This is a genomic window from Streptomyces montanus (genome assembly GCF_005786655.1).
GTDB lineage: Bacteria > Actinomycetota > Actinomycetes > Streptomycetales > Streptomycetaceae > Streptomyces > Streptomyces sporangiiformans.
The window spans coordinates 74,100-89,739 of record NZ_VBZC01000029.1 but is presented as its reverse complement, the minus strand read 5'-3'; the positions used below and the strand labels follow the sequence as shown (position 1 = coordinate 89,739).

General features: G+C 71.2%; 15 protein-coding genes. 5 read left to right on the top strand and 10 right to left on the bottom strand.

Annotated features, from left to right (window positions below; translation table 11 throughout):
* The 4 genes from FE633_RS25495 to FE633_RS25480 form a co-directional block, all read right to left on the bottom strand.
* A partial coding sequence (locus FE633_RS25495; protein ID WP_246113828.1) for a hypothetical protein occupies window positions 1-682 on the bottom strand: 682 nt, incomplete at its 3' end.
* Entirely contained in the window at window positions 675-1,415 is a 741-nt protein-coding gene (locus FE633_RS25490) for a T4 family baseplate hub assembly chaperone (RefSeq protein WP_138047522.1), read from the bottom strand. The genes FE633_RS25490 and FE633_RS25495, both read right to left, overlap by 8 nt.
* Before the next feature lie 69 nt (window positions 1,416-1,484).
* Complete coding sequence (locus FE633_RS25485) at window positions 1,485-2,009, bottom strand: phage tail protein (protein ID WP_138047521.1); 525 nt, start codon at window positions 2,007-2,009, stop codon at window positions 1,485-1,487.
* Window positions 2,010-2,048: 39 nt separating this feature from the next.
* Window positions 2,049-3,914 carry a phage tail sheath family protein gene (locus FE633_RS25480; RefSeq protein ID WP_138047520.1) on the bottom strand — a complete coding sequence of 622 codons (1,866 nt, stop codon included), beginning with the start codon at window positions 3,912-3,914 and terminating at the stop codon, window positions 2,049-2,051.
* A gap of 371 nt (window positions 3,915-4,285) precedes the next feature.
* On the opposite strand from FE633_RS25480, the gene FE633_RS25475 reads away from it, so the two are divergent.
* A complete protein-coding gene (locus FE633_RS25475; RefSeq protein ID WP_138047519.1) occupies window positions 4,286-4,708 on the top strand; it encodes a YchJ family protein in 423 nt (140 codons plus the stop codon).
* 14 nt (window positions 4,709-4,722) lie between these two features.
* Here FE633_RS25475 and FE633_RS25470 read toward each other — a convergent pair whose 3' ends face one another.
* Complete coding sequence (locus FE633_RS25470) at window positions 4,723-5,424, bottom strand: FadR/GntR family transcriptional regulator (RefSeq protein ID WP_138047518.1); 702 nt, start codon at window positions 5,422-5,424, stop codon at window positions 4,723-4,725.
* A 163-nt stretch (window positions 5,425-5,587) separates the two neighbouring features.
* Between FE633_RS25470 and FE633_RS25465 the strand changes: the two genes are divergently transcribed.
* The 4 genes from FE633_RS25465 to FE633_RS25450 all read left to right on the top strand — a co-directional run bounded on the left by FE633_RS25465 (window position 5,588) and on the right by FE633_RS25450 (window position 9,446).
* Window positions 5,588-6,121 carry a gluconokinase gene (locus tag FE633_RS25465; RefSeq protein ID WP_138047517.1) on the top strand — a complete coding sequence of 178 codons (534 nt, stop codon included), beginning with the start codon at window positions 5,588-5,590 and terminating at the stop codon, window positions 6,119-6,121.
* A gap of 64 nt (window positions 6,122-6,185) precedes the next feature.
* The gene (locus FE633_RS25460; protein WP_138047516.1) at window positions 6,186-7,583 is read left to right on the top strand and encodes a GntT/GntP/DsdX family permease; all 1,398 of its coding nucleotides are present in this window, start codon (window positions 6,186-6,188) and stop codon (window positions 7,581-7,583) included.
* Between the two features lie 31 nt (window positions 7,584-7,614).
* Window positions 7,615-8,379: a glucose 1-dehydrogenase gene (locus FE633_RS25455; protein WP_138047515.1), complete on the top strand. Its 765-nt coding sequence runs from the start codon at window positions 7,615-7,617 to the stop codon at window positions 8,377-8,379.
* Window positions 8,380-8,393: 14 nt separating this feature from the next.
* Window positions 8,394-9,446 (top strand): L-idonate 5-dehydrogenase, encoded by a 1,053-nt coding sequence (locus FE633_RS25450; RefSeq protein WP_138047514.1) that lies wholly within the window; start codon window positions 8,394-8,396, stop codon window positions 9,444-9,446.
* A gap of 244 nt (window positions 9,447-9,690) precedes the next feature.
* Here the strand turns inward: FE633_RS25450 and FE633_RS25445 are convergent, their stop codons facing one another.
* From FE633_RS25445 to FE633_RS25425, 5 genes are all read right to left on the bottom strand, one after another.
* Window positions 9,691-10,290: a cytochrome b/b6 domain-containing protein gene (locus tag FE633_RS25445; protein ID WP_246113827.1), complete on the bottom strand. Its 600-nt coding sequence runs from the start codon at window positions 10,288-10,290 to the stop codon at window positions 9,691-9,693.
* A gap of 37 nt (window positions 10,291-10,327) precedes the next feature.
* A complete protein-coding gene (locus tag FE633_RS25440) occupies window positions 10,328-11,071 on the bottom strand; it encodes a molybdopterin-dependent oxidoreductase (protein WP_138047512.1) in 744 nt (247 codons plus the stop codon).
* A gap of 135 nt (window positions 11,072-11,206) precedes the next feature.
* A complete protein-coding gene (locus tag FE633_RS25435) occupies window positions 11,207-12,781 on the bottom strand; it encodes an APC family permease (protein ID WP_138047511.1) in 1,575 nt (524 codons plus the stop codon).
* Window positions 12,782-12,816: 35 nt separating this feature from the next.
* The gene (locus FE633_RS25430) at window positions 12,817-13,773 is read right to left on the bottom strand and encodes a hypothetical protein (protein ID WP_138047510.1); all 957 of its coding nucleotides are present in this window, start codon (window positions 13,771-13,773) and stop codon (window positions 12,817-12,819) included.
* Between the two features lie 190 nt (window positions 13,774-13,963).
* Window positions 13,964-15,619 (bottom strand): FAD-binding dehydrogenase, encoded by a 1,656-nt coding sequence (locus FE633_RS25425; RefSeq protein ID WP_138047509.1) that lies wholly within the window; start codon window positions 15,617-15,619, stop codon window positions 13,964-13,966.
* Between the last annotated feature and the right edge of the window lie 21 nt (window positions 15,620-15,640).

The window sequence follows — 15,640 nt, the reverse complement described above, 5'->3', positions numbered from 1 at the left end:
CCGACGGCGAGCCGGCCGCCGTCACTTCGAGCCGCCCGATCTGCACCTGCACCACCTGCTCGGCGCCGCGCGCCGACCGCCTGCCCGCCGCCTGCCGTACGGCGTCGCGTGCTGCCGCCGTGTCCGCGGCGCTGGGGCGCAGCGCGGCGGACACGGCGGCGCGGGAAGCGGCGTCCGTACCCGGGGGGGTGGGTACGGGCGTCGCACGCTGGTCGGAGGGACGCTCCGCGTCGCCACGAACTGCCGTCCGCCGCGTGGTGTCGGGTACCGGCCGCGGGCTGGGCGTCACCGGTATCGCGGGGCGGAGCAGCGGCGCGTCGGGCACGGCCCGCTCGGCAGGCCACGGCTCGGTTTCCCCGGACGGCGCCCGCTCGGTCCGTACGACGGTCCGCTCGTGCTCCGTGCGGAACCGGACCTCATGAGCCGCCGAAGGCGCGGGGTCGCCGTCCGGCGCCGGTGACGGAGCGGAGGAGGGCCACAGTGGCTCCGTCGCGTCCGGCTCCGGCGGCCCGGACCGTACGGCTTCGACCCGCTCGAAAGGACCGGCGAGTCGCGGCCGTACCCGCACCACACCGGAACGTGGCGCGGCGGCCGGCGTGTGCCGGGCGAGCAGCCGGTCGAAGAAGTCGGGGGCCCGGGACGGCCGGTCCTCGACGGGGCGCCCTCCCCAGGAGTCAGACATCCGCACACAGCTCCAGGTAGTAGCGACGCCGCAGCGGGCTGAGCGCCAGGATCTCCGGCTCGCTCCAGCCGTACGCGGTGGCGAGCAGGTGGACGTCGAGGAGCGTGTCCCGTGCCCAGGCGTCCAGTTCGGTCCACAGATAGGAGGCGATGTCGAGTTCGGCGCGGGTGGCCGCCGCGCACTCGGGGCAGTTGACGTTGAGCGTCACGTCGGCGCCCGGGTCGGCTGCCTGTGCCGCCTCGGCGAGCCGGCGCTGCACCACCTCGGGCAGGGCGTCGGAGAGAACGTCGGCGGCGACGGTCTCCCCGTCGCGCACCGCCGAGACGACGCACCGCGCGAGCAGGGCCCGCCGGGCGTCCGGCTGCCGGGCCGCCGCCGTCAGGTCGGCGACGCTCGGCACCCGGAACTCGACCTCCCAGCCGCCCTCGGCGACCCGAACCCGCGGTTCGGCGGGAGCGGCCGACGACCGGGCGAACTCCCGGGCGTCCAGGTCGAATTCCATGTCCTCGCCGCACGCACCGCAGGCGAGGCGCACCTGCATCCGCTCGCCGAACAGCGCCAGGCGCAGCGCGAAGAGGTCCGCCTCTCGCTCGCCCACCGGCAGCGAGGACAGCGCCTCGCCGCCGGTGTCCGGACGTGCGGCACGGTGCAGCAGCTGGGCGCGTCCCCAGGGAGCCTGGGCAAGCCCCGCTTCCCAGGTGGCCAGGAGTTCAGCCGCCCGAGTGATCGCCATGCCCGCCCCCGTTCCGTACCCGCCCCGCCGCCATGGCAGCAGCCCCGCTTTCGTTCAACACGCCACCGTTCAGGCGGGGTTGAGGAACGAGGGCTCCTCCGGCTCGGACACCTCGTAGTCCCGCTCCCAGCCCTCGCACTCGAGCTTCAGCGACTGGATCGCCACCGCGTTGGCGTTGGCGTCCATCTCGCCGAGGACCTGGTACTCGCTCGGCCAGGTCCGGTAGAGCTTGTGCGAGACGGCCACCTGACCGGCCTCGTTGAGGACCTGGATCACGATGTCCTTGCGGAAGTCGGCGAGGGACACCTCGGAGCCGAGGCCCGCGCCGACCTGCCAGACCTTGTTGGCCCAGCGGTCGAACTCGGGGTCGTGCGTGACCCCGCGCTCCAGCGTGATGCCCTCGAACTCGGAACGCCCGGGCGACTTGCGCGGGGAGCTGGGGTCGCCGCCGTGCCGGTGCTTGACGACCTCGGTGGTCCGCTTCAGCGGACTGATCTTGCTGATGCCCGCGACCGTACGGCCGTCCCAAAGGACGAGGAACTTGAAGTTCTTGTACGGGTCGAAACGCTGCGCGTTGACAGTGAACTCAGCCATCGATTTTCCTCAAGATTCCATTCCCTGGAGCCGGATTCCCTAGAGCTCGAACTGCCCGGACGTCTGCTGGATCCTGACGATCACGAACTCGGCGGGCCGGACCGGCGCGATGCCGACCAGGACGTTCACGACGCCGTTCGCGATGTCCTCGTCCGTCGTGGTGTCGTGGTCGCACTTGACGAAGTACGCCTCGCGCGGCGTCCCGCCCTTGAAGGCGCCCTGACGGAAGAGGTTGTGCAGATACGCGGAGGCGTTGAGCCGGATCTGCTGCCAGAGGTTCTCGTCGTTGGGCTCGAAGACGGCCCACTGCAAGCCGCGCTGCAGGCTGTCCTCCACGTGCAGTGCGAGCCGCCGCACGGAGACGTACTTCCACTCGCCGTCGAGCGCGTCGGAGCCCTCCAGGGTGCGCGCGCCCCACACCAGCGGGCCGACCATCGGGAAGGTGCGCAGGCAGTTGACGCCGAGCGGGTTGAGCAGCCCGGTCTCGCGGTCGGTGAGGTTGACCGTGAGCGAGTGCACTCCCGCGAGCCGTGCTTCGGTGCCGGCCGGTGCCTTCCATACGCCGCGCTCGGAGTCGGTGCGCGCGAAGACCCCCGCGACCGCGCCGGACGGCGGGAAGGAGCGCAGCCGCCCGGTGAGCGGGTCGGTGAGCTGGAGGTGCGGGAAGTACAGGCCCGCGTGGTTGCCGCGCACGGCGTCGAAGGCCGCGAGTCCGGCTCGGGCCGTGTCCACGCTGACCCAGTTGCCGGGGGCGTCGACGAGGAGGAAGATCCGCCGCTCCTGGCACAGCCGCTGCGCCGCCGAGACAACCGTGATCATGTCCTCGGTCGACTCGTACGCCGCGAGCTCCGGCAGGACGAGCAGGTTGACGTCCGCGACACCGCGCAGCGACTGGATGCCGCTCTTGTCGGCCTCGCTGCCGATGAGGTCACGGGGTCCCGGCGCCTCGCCGTCCTCCCCGCCCTCCAGCGGGAACACGGGCGCGTTGACGGAGGCCTCCAGGCCCAGGTCGTTGGCGCACTCGCCGACGAACCGGACGACGTCCTCGGGGTCGGTGGAGCCCGCCACGACCTGGATGCGCCGGCCGAAAGCGGTGACCTCGGCGCCCGCGAAGGCGTGCTTGCCGGGCGCGTCGGGCAGCGCCCGCAGCTTGCGCTCCAGGAGCAGGGCCAGTTCGGTGACGCCGCTCGGGGCCTCGCCGTCCGTGTCGGGGTCGTAGAGCGTGAACTCGCGCTCGACCTCGCCGATCTTGACGGTCAGGTCGACGGCCAGGTCGGGCAGTTCCTGCCCGAACGGCTTGGAGACGGTGCCGGACGGGTCGGGGCGGCCCTCGCCGACGGCCTCGACGCGGATCAGCCGGGAGCCCGCGTTGACCACGGTCGGCGCGTAGTGGCCGTGCGAGGCGTCCATGGACAGCCCGGTGAAGCTCTCGCGGGCGTCGCCCTTGGCGTCGTACACACGCAGGTTGAAGGTTTCTTCGGTGCAGGGCGCCTCGTAGTCGACGGCGACGCGCAGGCCGTTGCCCCACACGCCCGGCTCCTTGGCGTGCACTTCGAGGACCGGGCTTTCGCTGTGGCCCTCGGTGGACTCCAGGGTGACGCAGGCGGCCTGGCCGCTGCCCGCCTTGGCGACGCGGACGATCACGGCGACGGTGCCACCGTTGCCGAAGAACTGGTGGACCGCGTAGCCGACGGCGCTCTGCGAGCTCAGGCCGCCGAAGCGGCGCTCGAACTCGGTGAAGCTGGTGACGCGCACCGGCTCGTTCAGCGGTCCACGCCGGGTGTGCCCCACGAAGGCAGTCACCGAGGTGGTGACGGTCGAGATGGTACGGGCGCTGCTGGGAAGCTCTTCGACGTAGACGCCGGGATACGTCGGCTTGGCAGTGCTCGCCGCGGTCATCGGCATTCCCCCTCCTAATCCGTTCTCGGGCACCGGATGAAAGGCACCAAGAGACGGCAGAGGAAGAGGGTGCGGTACAGCGCGCGCCAGATCGTCCCGCGCGGAGTAGCCGCAGCGGGACAGGCGCACCTCATCAGTCCCCCGTCAGTGCCCCGGGCGGTTGGCCGTCCAGGTCAAGCGATGTGCTTGTGACTCCTGATGCGTGAGTGCTGCCGCCAACCCTGCGGCGTGCGGAAAGGCCGGAACAAGACCCCTTCAGGCCACCACGCGGGGAGGTTCCGTGAAGAGGATTCCACGCCATTCGCACGCCGTTGCCTCGTGTCGCGGCGGATGATCCACAACACCGGCACAGGAGGCGATGCCGCAGAATGGGGACCATGTCCCGACGCACCAAGCGCCCCGCGCGACAGGGGTCGACCCGTCCCACACCGTCCGCTTTCTGCCCCTGTGGGCGGCCGGACAGCTACGTAACCTGCTGTGGCCGGTTTCATGGGGGTGAGGGAGCGGCGCCGACCGCCGAGGCGCTGATGCGGTCTCGGTATGCGGCGTTCGTGAAGCGCGACGAGGCGTATCTGTTGCGAACCTGGCATCCACGGACCCGGCCGGCGCACGTCGAGTTCGATCCGAGGATGCGCTGGACCGGCCTGGAGATTCTCGCCACGGCCGAGGGCTCGGCCTTCCACAGCACCGGGACGGTGACCTTCCGGGCCTCGTACGCCGGGGGCTCGCTGCAGGAGCGCAGCCGCTTCGAGCGGGTCGACGGGGCGTGGGTGTACGTGGACGGGGACTTCCCCGAGTAGCGACGGCGCCTCGGTCAGGGCGCGAGGATGTCGAGCTCCTGGAGTGCGCCCACCGTGATCTCGCGGGTCAGTTCCTCGGCGCGGGACGCGTCGCCCCCGCGTACCGCCTCGGCGACCTGGACGTGCAGGGTGACGGCTTCCGGGTCGGGGTCCTCGAACATGACCTGGTGGTGGGTACGGCCCGCCAGGACCTCGGCGACCACGTCACCGAGGCGGGCGAACATCTCGTTGCCGGACGCGTTGAGGATGATCCGGTGGAAGGCGATGTCGTGCACGAGGTACGCCCGCAGCTGGTTGCCGCGTGAGGTGGCGACCATGTTCAAGGCGCACTGGGTGAGTTCGGCGCACTGGTCGGCCGTGGCGTGCTGGGCGGCGAGGCCCGCGGCGACCGGCTCGACGGCGGAGCGCAGCACGGTGAGCGAGCGCAGCTGGCGCGGGCGGTCGGCACCCGCGAGGCGCCACCGGATGACCTGGGGATCGTAGACGTTCCACTCGCTGGTGGGGCGCACGGTCACGCCCACCCGGCGGCGGGACTCCACGAGGTGCATCGACTCCAGGACCCGGACGGCCTCGCGCATCACCGAGCGCGACACTTCGAAGCGCTGCGCCAGTTCGTCGGTGCGCAGCACGCTGCCCGGCGGGTACTCACCGGCGGTGATCGCAGGCCCGAGGCCGTCCAGTACATGGCCGTGCAGCCCCCGGCCCGGTGTGCTCATGGGGCTCAGCCTACGAGGCGGACGCCCCGGAGAAAAAGTCAGACTTTTTAGGGTCGACCTCTTGAACTCGTATGACCTAATGAGTTTCAGTGTCGTGAACGGATGCGGCACCCGACGTACCCCGACGTCGACCATCCGATGTCGAAGAAGACAGCGAGACACGATGAATTCACCGCGCACCCACGAACCGCGCAGTCCCCATGTCGTCGTGATCATGGGTGTGGCGGGCACGGGCAAGACCACCGTCGGACCCCTGCTCGCCGACCGGCTCGGCGTGCCGTACGCCGAGGGCGACGGCTTCCACCCCGAGACCAACATCGCCAAGATGTCGGCCGGGACGCCGCTCACGGACGAGGACCGCCGGCCATGGCTGGACGCCATCGGCGAGTGGGCGCACGAGCGGGCCGGACTCGGCGGCGTGGTCAGCTGCTCGGCGCTGAAGCGGAGTTACCGCGACCGGTTGCGGGCCTCCGCTCCCGGCCTGGTGTTCGTCCAGCTCACCGGCGACCGGAAGCTCATCGAGGACCGGATGACGCACCGTCAGGGTCACTTCATGCCGACGGCCCTGCTGGACTCCCAGTTCGCCACCCTCCAGCCGCTCCAGGCGGACGAGGCGGGTGTCGCCGTGGACGTCTCCGGCAGTCCGGAGGAGATCGCCGAACGGGCCCTCTCCGCTCTGCACGGCCTCGACCAGTAACTCCCCCTGGCATCCCCCGCATTCCCCCTGACTGCCCCAGCCCACACCCCAAGGACCAAACACCGTGACCGGACTCAGCGTCGAGATGCTGGCAGCGGACCCCGTCGAGCCGATCACCTCGGCGGGACATGCGCAGCTGGGCATCGCCGTCCTGGCAGGCATCGCCGTCATCGTCCTGCTCATCACCCAGTTCAAGTTGCACGCCTTCCTCGCGCTGACCATCGGGTCGCTGGCGCTCGGCGCGATCGCCGGAGCGCCGCTCGACGCGGCCATCACCAGCTTCAGCAAGGGTCTTGGTGACACGGTCGCCGGCGTGGGCGTCCTGATCGCACTCGGCGCCATCCTCGGCAAGCTGCTCGCGGACTCCGGCGGCGCCGACCAGATAGTCGACACGATCCTCGCCAGGGCGGGAGGGCGCGCGATGCCCTGGGCGATGGTGCTGATCGCCTCGGTGATCGGGCTGCCGCTGTTCTTCGAGGTCGGCATCGTGCTGCTGATCCCGGTCGTCCTGATGGTGGCCAAGCGCGGCAACTACTCGCTGATGCGGATCGGCATTCCGGCGCTCGCGGGTCTGTCCGTGATGCACGGTCTGATCCCGCCGCACCCCGGCCCGCTGGTCGCGATCGACGCGGTCAAGGCGGACCTTGGTGTGACGCTGGCCCTCGGCGTGCTCGTCGCCATCCCGACCGTGATCATCGCGGGCCCGCTCTTCTCGAAGTACGCGGCCCGCTGGGTGGATGTCCCCGCGCCCGAGAAGATGCTCCCCCAGCGCGCCTCCGACGACCTGGAGCGGCGCCCCGGCTTCGGCGCCACCCTCGCCACCGTGCTGCTGCCGGTCGTGCTGATGCTGGCCAAGGCGCTGGTGGACATCGTCGTGGACGACCCCGAAAACATGGTGCAGAGGGTCTTCGACGTGATCGGCTCGCCGCTGATCGCGCTGCTCGCGGCGGTCCTCGTCGGCATCTTCACGCTGGGCCGGGCGGCCGGGTTCACCCAGGGACGGATCGCCTCGACCGTCGAGACGTCGCTCGCCCCGATCGCGGGCATCCTGCTGATCGTCGGCGCGGGCGGCGGCTTCAAGCAGACGCTGATCGACTGCGGTGTGGGCGAGATGATCCTCGACATATCCCAGGACTGGTCGATACCCGCCCTGCTCCTCGCCTGGCTGATCGCCGTGGCGATCCGGCTCGCGACCGGTTCCGCGACGGTCGCCACCATCTCGGCCGCCGGTCTCGTCGCCCCGCTCGCCGCTGACATGTCGACCACGCACACCGCCCTGCTGGTGCTGGCGATCGGCGCGGGCTCGCTGTTCTTCAGCCATGTCAACGACGCCGGCTTCTGGCTGGTCAAGGAGTACTTCGGCCTCGGCGTCGGTCAGACGATCAAGACATGGTCGGTGATGGAGACCATCATCTCGGTGGTCGCCGGAGCCGTGGTCCTGCTGCTGTCACTCGCCATCTAGGGATACAGGGAATCAAGGAAGAGGTACGGCCATGAGTCACCCTCTGTTCGACATCAGCGGCCGTACGGCGCTGGTCACCGGGTCCAGCCGGGGCATCGGGCTCGCGCTGGCCCGGGGGCTCGCGGAGGCCGGCTGCACGGTGGTACTCAACGGGCGGGACACCTCGCGGCTCGCGAAGGCGGCGGCGGAACTGGACGGCACCGGCAGGGTCCACACCGCGGCCTTCGATGTCACCGACGGCCCGTCAGTGGCGGCGGGCATAGCGGAGGTCGAGGACCGAGTGGGCCCGCTCGACATCCTCGTCAACAACGCGGGGATGCAACTGCGCGCTCCCCTGCTGGAGTTCGCGGACGCCGACTGGCACCGGATCCTGAACACCAATCTGACGAGCGCGTTCCTGGTGGGCCGGGAAGCCGCCCGGCGGATGACGGAACGCGGTCACGGCAAGATCGTCAACATCTGCTCGCTGCAGAGCGAGGTGGTACGGCCCGGGATCGCGCCGTACGCGGCCACCAAGGGTGCGCTGAAGATGCTCACCAAGGGCATGTGCGCGGACTGGGGGCCGCACGGCGTGCAGGTCAACGGGCTCGGTCCCGGTTACATCGAGACCGAGCTGACCCAACCCCTCGTGGACGACCCGGAGTTCAGCGCGTGGGTGCGGCGGCGTACGCCCGCCGGGCGCTGGGGGCGTACGGAGGACCTGGTCGGCGGGGTGCTCTTCCTCGCCTCACCCGCCGCCGACTTCGTGAGCGGGCAGATCCTGTACGTCGACGGCGGCATGACCAGCGTTCTGTGAAAGGAGCCTTCGCGATGCTCGGTTGCGTGATCCACGGCCAGGGAGACCTGCGGGTCGACGAACTCCCCGTCCCTTCCCCCGGCCCCGGCGAGGCGCTCGTCGCCGTGCGGTACGGCGGCGTGTGCGGCTCCGATCTGCACTACTGGCGACACGGCGGCGTCGGTGACTTCCGTCTGCGGGAGCCGATGGTGCTGGGGCACGAGGTGGTGGGGACGGTCGTGTCGTACGGGGACGGGGGCGACGAGTCCGCGCCGACCGGGGCCCTGAACCTTCCCGCGCCGGGTACGGACGTCGCGGTGCATCCGGCGACGCCCTGCGGGGTGTGTCCGGAGTGCGTGTCAGGGCGGCGGAACGTGTGCCGGGACACCCGCTACCTCGGCAGCGCGGCGCGCACACCGCATGTGCAGGGCGGGTTCGCGGGCCGGGTCGTCGTGCCCGTCGAGCAGGTGCGGGCGCTGCCGGCCGGGCTTTCGCTGCGCCGGGCCGCGCTGGCCGAGCCGTTGTCGGTCGCGTTGCACGCGGTGCGGCGGGCCGGTGATGTGGCCGGCCAGCATGTCCTTGTCACCGGCGCGGGGCCCATCGGCTGTCTCGTCGTCGCGGCGGCGAAGGCGGCGGGTGCCGCGCAGGTGACGGTCACGGATCTGGTGCCGCGTGCGCTGGAGTTCGCGGAGGCGGCGGGTGCCGACACCGTCGTACGCGCCGACGATCCTGCCGCTCATGGGTGGCCCTCGGAGGTGGACACCGCGATCGAGGCGTCCGGGGTTGCCGCCGGGCTGGACACCTGCCTTCGCCTCGTGCGGCGCGGCGGTGTCGTCGTGCAGCTCGGGATGCTTCCGCCCGGCCAGAGTCCTTTCGCCGGGAACCTTGTGGTCAGCCGGGAGATCGACCTTCGCGGGGCGTTTCGCTTCGACTCGGAGTTCGACGACGCGCTGGCGTTGCTCGCGCGGGAGTCTCGCTTTGATGCGCTGGTGAGCGCGACGATCTCCCTCCGGGAGGCGGAGCAGGCATTTGCTCTGGCGGCGGATCGGGGCAGGTCCTGCAAGGTGTTGCTGGACTTCGAAAGCTAGCCACTCCGTGGACCTGCGGTCGCCCTCGGGCGGGAGGGAGGAAGGGGGAGGGGTGGGTTTCGTCCTTCGGCTGCGGGCCGGCTGTGGCTGGTCGCGCAGTTCCCCGCGCCCCTAAAGGGGCGCGCCCCACTCGCCCTCAGTCACCCAGCGGCCCCTGAAGGGCGCACCCCCACGCTCCCGCGGTCGCCCCCGACCCACCAACCCAGCAGCAGGCGCCCCCGCCCAACCGCCGGAGGCCAGAGGCTCACGGGCGCCACAGGGGATGCTCGCGCTCCGCCCACTCGCGGCTCACCGAGCCGGTGCGGAGGCCTCTGCGGGACTCCGGGGCGGACAGGGCCATGCCGATGTGGCCGGCGAGGACGATGCCGATCGTCAGGGCGAGCCAGTCGTGGACGAAGGTCGCGCTGGTGCGCCAGACGAGCGGGGTGAGGTGGGTGAACCACATCAACAGCCCCGTGCCCAGCATCACCAGCGTCGCTCCGGCGATCCAGGCCGCGTACGTCTTCTGCCCCGCGTTGAACTTCCCGGCCGGCCGCGAGGCCGGCCGGGCGTCACGGCGCAGGGCCGAGCGCAGCCAGACCCGGTCGTGCGGGCCGAAGCGGTTCAGCCGGCCCAGGTCCGCCCGGAACGCGCGAGAGGCAAGACCCAGCAGCACCGGAACCGGCAGGAGCAGACCCGACCACTCGTGCAACGTGACCACCAGGGCGCGGCGGCCGACGAGTTCCGCCAGCTGGGGAACGTAGAGGCAGGCCGCGGTCAGTACGCACAGCCCCATCAGGAGGGCCGTCACCCGGTGCACCCAGCGTTCGGCGCGGGTGAAGCGGCGCACCCGGGAGGAGCTCATGGGCTCCCCGGTCTTCGCCGCCGCAGGCGCCGTCGTCTCATGTGGACTCATCGTCACGTCCGTTCGAGCGGCCCACCCACGCGTCCACGTCGTAGCCACGGTCCTCCCAGTAGCCGGGGCGGACGTCCGACGTGACGGTGATGCCGGACAGCCACTTCGCCGACTTGTAGAAGTACATGGGGGCGACATAGAGGCGGACGGGGCCTCCGTGGGAGTGGGACAGGTCCTTGTCCTGCATACGGAGCGCGACGAGCACGTCCGCGCGGCGGGCTTGAGAGAGCGTCAGGCTCTCCGTGTACATGCCGTCGAAGCACCTGAAACGCACCGCACCCGCCGAGGAACGCACCCCCGCGGCATCCAGCAACCGGGACAGCCGCACCCCCTCGAAGGGCGTGTGCGGCACCCGCCAGCCCGTGACGCACTGGACGTCGCGGACCAGCCGGGTCTGCGGCAGCGCACGCAGATCGGAGAGCGTGTACGTGGTGGGGTGGTCGACGAGGCCGTCGATGGTGAGGCGGTAGTCGTCGGCGTCCTTGTGCGGCACGGACGAGGTGACCGAGTAGTAGCGGAAGCCGCCTCCATTGGGAAGGAGGCCGGTCAGACCGGTGGGGTCCTTGTCGGCGGCGCCGCCGAGGAAGGACTCGAGGCCGCGCTGGAGCGTGGGCGCGGCGGCCACGCCGAGCGCCCCGAGCCCGAGCATGCCGAGCAGGAGCCGCCGCCCTACGGGGGAGCCGCCCTCCTCGGGCTCCCGATCCCGTTCCGGTTCCGGTTCCGATGGCATCGGTCGTTGCGAGTTCACCCTCTGATTCGAGCACCCTTGGCCCCCGATGGCCAGGGGATCAAGGGTGCTCGTCAGTGTTCCGTAATCACTGGTGTTCCGTGATCACTGGTGTTCCGTCATCACTTCCGACCGGCCTCAGGAGACGGATTCCGCCGCCTTGTCCAACTGGAACGCCTCGTTGCCGAGCCCGATGCGGGCGTGGGCCTCGGGCTTGCGGGAGCGCATGAACAGGCCGTGGAGCAGCCCCAGAACGGCGGCCAGCGCGATGATGCCCGGCAGCACCCAGCTCAGCGCCGACCCGGGGCCCGAGCCCACGAGGACGTCGAAGTCCTTGACCGTGTAGCCCGCGATGACCAGGAGTGCGACGCCCGCGATCGCGGAGGCGGCCAGCCGCCACGCCTGCGCTCGGGCGGAGCCCCGGCGGGCGAAGAAGACGACGACCGAGAGCGAGGCCGTCGCCATCAGCAGGATGACGCCGAGCGCTCCGATGTTGCCCAACCACGTGAACAGGTGCAGCACGGGCGCGGTCGGGTCCCCGGCCGGCTTGTCGTCGGCCAGCGCGAAGGCCGCCACGACCACCACCGCGACGGCGCTCTGCAGGAGCGAGCCCGTGCCGGGAGCGCCGCTCAGGCCCGTCGTCCGGCCGAACGCGGCGGGCAGCAGCCCCTCGCGGCCCATCGCGAAGGCGTACCGGGCGACGACGTTGTGGAAGCTGAGCATCGCCGCGAACATGCCGGTGACGAACAGGACATGGAGGACGTCCGTGAACGTCCCGCCGAGCCGCGACTCGGTGAGGGCGAACAGTAGCCCGGCGCTCTGCTTCTGCGAGGCGGCCACGATCCCGGAGGGGCCGGTGGCGACGGTCAGCGCCCAGGAGCTGATCGCGAAGAAGACGGCGACGAATCCGACCGCCAGGAACATCACGCGCGGGACCAGGATGTGCGGACGGCTGGTCTCCTCGGCGTACACGGGGGCCTGTTCGAAGCCGAGGAATCCGGCGACGCAGAAGCACAGCGCGGTGCCGAGTCCCGCCCCGGTGAGGGTGTCCGGGTTGAAGGCGTGCAGCGACAGGCCCTCCTTGGCGGGGTCGGCGACGGCCGCGAGGTCGAAGACGACGACGAGCGCCACCTCGATGAGCAGCAGGACGCCGAGGACGCGCGCGTTGACGTCGATCTTCAGCCAGCCGAGCGCGCCGACGACGAGTGCCGCGGCCAACGCCGGTATCCACCAGGCGACTTCGACCTCGAGATAGGTGGCGAACAGTCCGGACACCTCGAAGCCGAAGATGCCGTAGATGCCGACCTGGAGCGCGTTGTAGGCGACGAGCGCGACCAGTGCGGCGCCGGCGCCCGCGGTGCCGCCGAGGCCGCGCGCGACGTAGGCGTAGAAGGCGCCCGCGTTGTGGACATGGCGGCTCATCTCGGCGTACCCGACGCTGAAGAGGACCAGCACCACCCCGAGGACGACGAAGAGCACCGGCTGGCCGACGATGCCCATCACCGCGAATGTTGTGGGCATGACACCAGCGACCACCATGAGCGGGGCGGTCGCCGCGAGGACGGAGAGCAGCAGGCCCCCCGTACCGAGCCGGTCGGCGCGCAGCGCGCGATCCTGCCCCTTGAAGGTGCTGATGCCGGCACCGTCGGCCGCCTGTCTGCTCGTGCCCGAGACGCTCGAGGCGCTCGAGGTGTGGGAACTGCCCGTCGTCATCGCGGGGTTGTCCTTTCGGATTTCGGGATGGTCGTTCATGCCGTGCCGAGCGCGCTGTCGCGTGCGGCGCGGAAGGCCTTGTACGGGTCGCGGTCCGGGTACGACCACGGCGCCGGGGTCGCGTACGGTCCGATGCGGTGGAACAGGGCGGCCGCTTCGGCACCCCGGCCCTCGCAGAACTTCGCGTGGGCGAGGAAGTTGAGGTCGATGTGGCTGCGCGGGTGGTCGTCGCGCTCCCACTCCAGCCACCAGTCGAAGGCCGCCTTCATCACCTGGCGGGCCCGGCGGCCGACCCAGTGCCCGGAGGCCACGGGGTCGGTGGCGCCGCCGCCGGCGGCGGCCAGGACGCGGTAGCGCTCGGCGTGCGCGACGACGGGCAGGATCGCGAGCGGCGAGTCGGCGGGCGCGTGTTCGGCCGACCAGGCGGCGAAGTCGTAGACCTCGTGCAGCGGGTCCCGGCCCGCGTCCGGCCGGCGCTCGGCGAGCCGGGCCGTCATCAGATGGTGGGCGTGGTGGTGATCGGGATACCGGTGCCGCACCTCGTCGAAGAGCTTGACCACGTCCTCCTCGGCGCCGAGGAATCGCTCCAGGATCAGCAGACCGAGCCAGGGCGTGGGGTCGGCGGGCGCGAGGGCGGCCGCGGCGCCGCAGGCCGTGCGCGCCCGGTCCGGCTTCGACTTGCCGTTCAGGGCGCGTTGCACGGTGGCCAGGGCGAGCAGGACGTTGGCGTCGGCGGACTCCGGTTCGGCGACCAGCCAGTCACGGGCCCAGGCGTGGGTGTTCGGTTCCTGCGCGAGCACGGTGACGCGATGCCCGCGACGGTCCCAGTCGTCACCGGTCGCGGCGAGCAGCGCACGTACGGCGGTCCACCGTCCCTGCGCCAACGCGGCGCGGGCGCCGATGAGTTCGACGTCGTCGAGCGCGGCGTCGAAGGTCTGGGCCGCACGCTTGCGGCCACGGCCCAGGGGCGGTGGAGGTGGGGGTGGGGGCACCGCGGGACTTCCTCACAGGACAGCGGTTCTGTCAGCACGTGATCGCGCAAAGACAATCTCTAACCAACGCTTCACGTCAAGCGGAACAGAGGCGCTACCCGTGTGAACAGGCCAGACCGCCGACCGCCGGTCCGGCCTTAGCGTCCTCCTTGGCCAAGGATCCGTGCCGTCGGCCCTGCCTCCGGCGCGCTCAGCTCACCGCCCTCGCCGCCGCACGGCCCGCCGTACGGCCCGAGAAGAGGCAGCCGCCGAGGAAGGTGCCTTCGAGGGAACGGTAGCCGTGGACGCCGCCCCCGCCGAACCCGGCTGCCTCGCCGGCCGCGTACACACCGGTCAGCGGGTCTCCGCCCTCGGTCAGTACGCGTGAGGAGAGGTCGGTCTCCAGGCCGCCGAGGGTCTTGCGGGTGAGGATGTTGAGGCGTACGGCGATCAGCGGGCCGGCCTTGGGGTCGAGGATGCGGTGCGGGGCGGCCGTACGGACCAGCTTGTCCCCGAGGAACCTGCGGGCGCCCCGGAGGGCCATCACCTGGAGGTCCTTGGTGAAGGGGTTCACGACCTCCCGGTCGCGGGCGGTGACCTCGCGGCGCAGGGCGGCTTCCTCGATGAGCGGCTCCTTGGTGAGCGCGTTCATGCCGCGGACCAGCGCGCCCAGGTCCTTCTCCACGACGAAGTCGACGCCGTGGTCCATGAACGCCTTGACCGGAGCGGGCACGTCCGCGCGCGCTCGCACGAAGACGTCCCTGACGGACTTCCCGGTGAGGTCGGGGTTCTGCTCCGAGCCCGAGAGCGCGAACTCCTTGCCGATGATCTTCTGGTCGAGCACGAACCAGGTGTAGTCGTACCCGGTCTTCATGATGTGTTCCAGCGTGCCGAGCGTGTCGAAGCCCGGAAAGAGCGGGACGGGCAGACGGTTGCCGCGGGCGTCGAGCCAGAGCGAGGACGGGCCCGGCAGGATGCGGATGCCGTGGTTGTCCCAGATGGGATTCCAGTTCTGGATGCCCTCGGTGTAGTGCCACATGCGGTCGCGGTTGATGAGGTGGGCCCCCGCGCCCTCGGCGATACCGAGCATCTTGCCGTCGACGTGCGCGGGTACGCCGGAGATCATCCGCTCCGGCGGACTGCCCAGCCGCTCCGGCCAGTTGGCGCGTACGAGATCGTGGTTGCCGCCGATACCGCCCGAGGTGACGATCACCGCCTGCGCCCGGAGCTCGAAGGCCCCGGTGACCGTGCGGCCGCTCGCCTGGCCTCGCTGGATGTCCGAGGGCTCCAGGATCTCGCCGGTGACCGTGTCCACCGTGCCCGCACTGCGCGACAGACCGGTCACCCGGTGCCGGAACCTGAGCTGTACGAGGCCACGCGCGACCCCGGCGCGCACCCGCCGCTCGAAGGGCGCGACCAGTCCGGGCCCGGTCCCCCAGGTGATGTGGAAGCGCGGCACGGAGTTGCCGTGCCCGTTCGCGTCGTAGCCGCCGCGCTCGGCCCAGCCCACCACCGGGAAGAACCGCACTCCCTGGCCGTGCAGCCAGGACCGCTTCTCACCGGCCGCGAAGTCCACGTACGCCTCGGCCCACTTGCGCGGCCAGTGGTCCTCGGGGCGGTCGAAGGCGGCGGTGCCCATCCAGTCCTGGAGGGCCAGCGCGTGACTGTCCCTGATCCGCATACGGCGCTGCTCGGGAGAGTTCACGAAGAACAGTCCGCCGAAGGACCAGTGCGCCTGGCCGCCGATCGACTGCTCCGGCTCCTGGTCGAGGAGGATCACCTTGCGCCCCGCGTCGACGAGCTCCGCGGTCGCCGCGAGCCCGGCGAGGCCCGCCCCGATCACGATCACGTCAGCGTCGTACGCCATAGCAGGCCCTCCCGGCATTGT

Coding starts and splice junctions, on each gene's coding strand:
- FE633_RS25490 (WP_138047522.1), bottom strand. CDS start 1,415: ATGGCGATCACTCGGGCGGCTGAACTCCTGGCCACCTGGGAAGCGGGG.
- FE633_RS25485 (WP_138047521.1), bottom strand. CDS start 2,009: ATGGCTGAGTTCACTGTCAACGCGCAGCGTTTCGACCCGTACAAGAAC.
- FE633_RS25480 (WP_138047520.1), bottom strand. CDS start 3,914: ATGCCGATGACCGCGGCGAGCACTGCCAAGCCGACGTATCCCGGCGTC.
- FE633_RS25475 (WP_138047519.1), top strand. CDS start 4,286: ATGTCCCGACGCACCAAGCGCCCCGCGCGACAGGGGTCGACCCGTCCC.
- FE633_RS25470 (WP_138047518.1), bottom strand. CDS start 5,424: ATGAGCACACCGGGCCGGGGGCTGCACGGCCATGTACTGGACGGCCTC.
- FE633_RS25465 (WP_138047517.1), top strand. CDS start 5,588: ATGAATTCACCGCGCACCCACGAACCGCGCAGTCCCCATGTCGTCGTG.
- FE633_RS25455 (WP_138047515.1), top strand. CDS start 7,615: ATGAGTCACCCTCTGTTCGACATCAGCGGCCGTACGGCGCTGGTCACC.
- FE633_RS25450 (WP_138047514.1), top strand. CDS start 8,394: ATGCTCGGTTGCGTGATCCACGGCCAGGGAGACCTGCGGGTCGACGAA.
- FE633_RS25445 (WP_246113827.1), bottom strand. CDS start 10,290: ATGAGCTCCTCCCGGGTGCGCCGCTTCACCCGCGCCGAACGCTGGGTG.
- FE633_RS25440 (WP_138047512.1), bottom strand. CDS start 11,071: ATGCCATCGGAACCGGAACCGGAACGGGATCGGGAGCCCGAGGAGGGC.
- FE633_RS25435 (WP_138047511.1), bottom strand. CDS start 12,781: ATGACGACGGGCAGTTCCCACACCTCGAGCGCCTCGAGCGTCTCGGGC.
- FE633_RS25425 (WP_138047509.1), bottom strand. CDS start 15,619: ATGGCGTACGACGCTGACGTGATCGTGATCGGGGCGGGCCTCGCCGGG.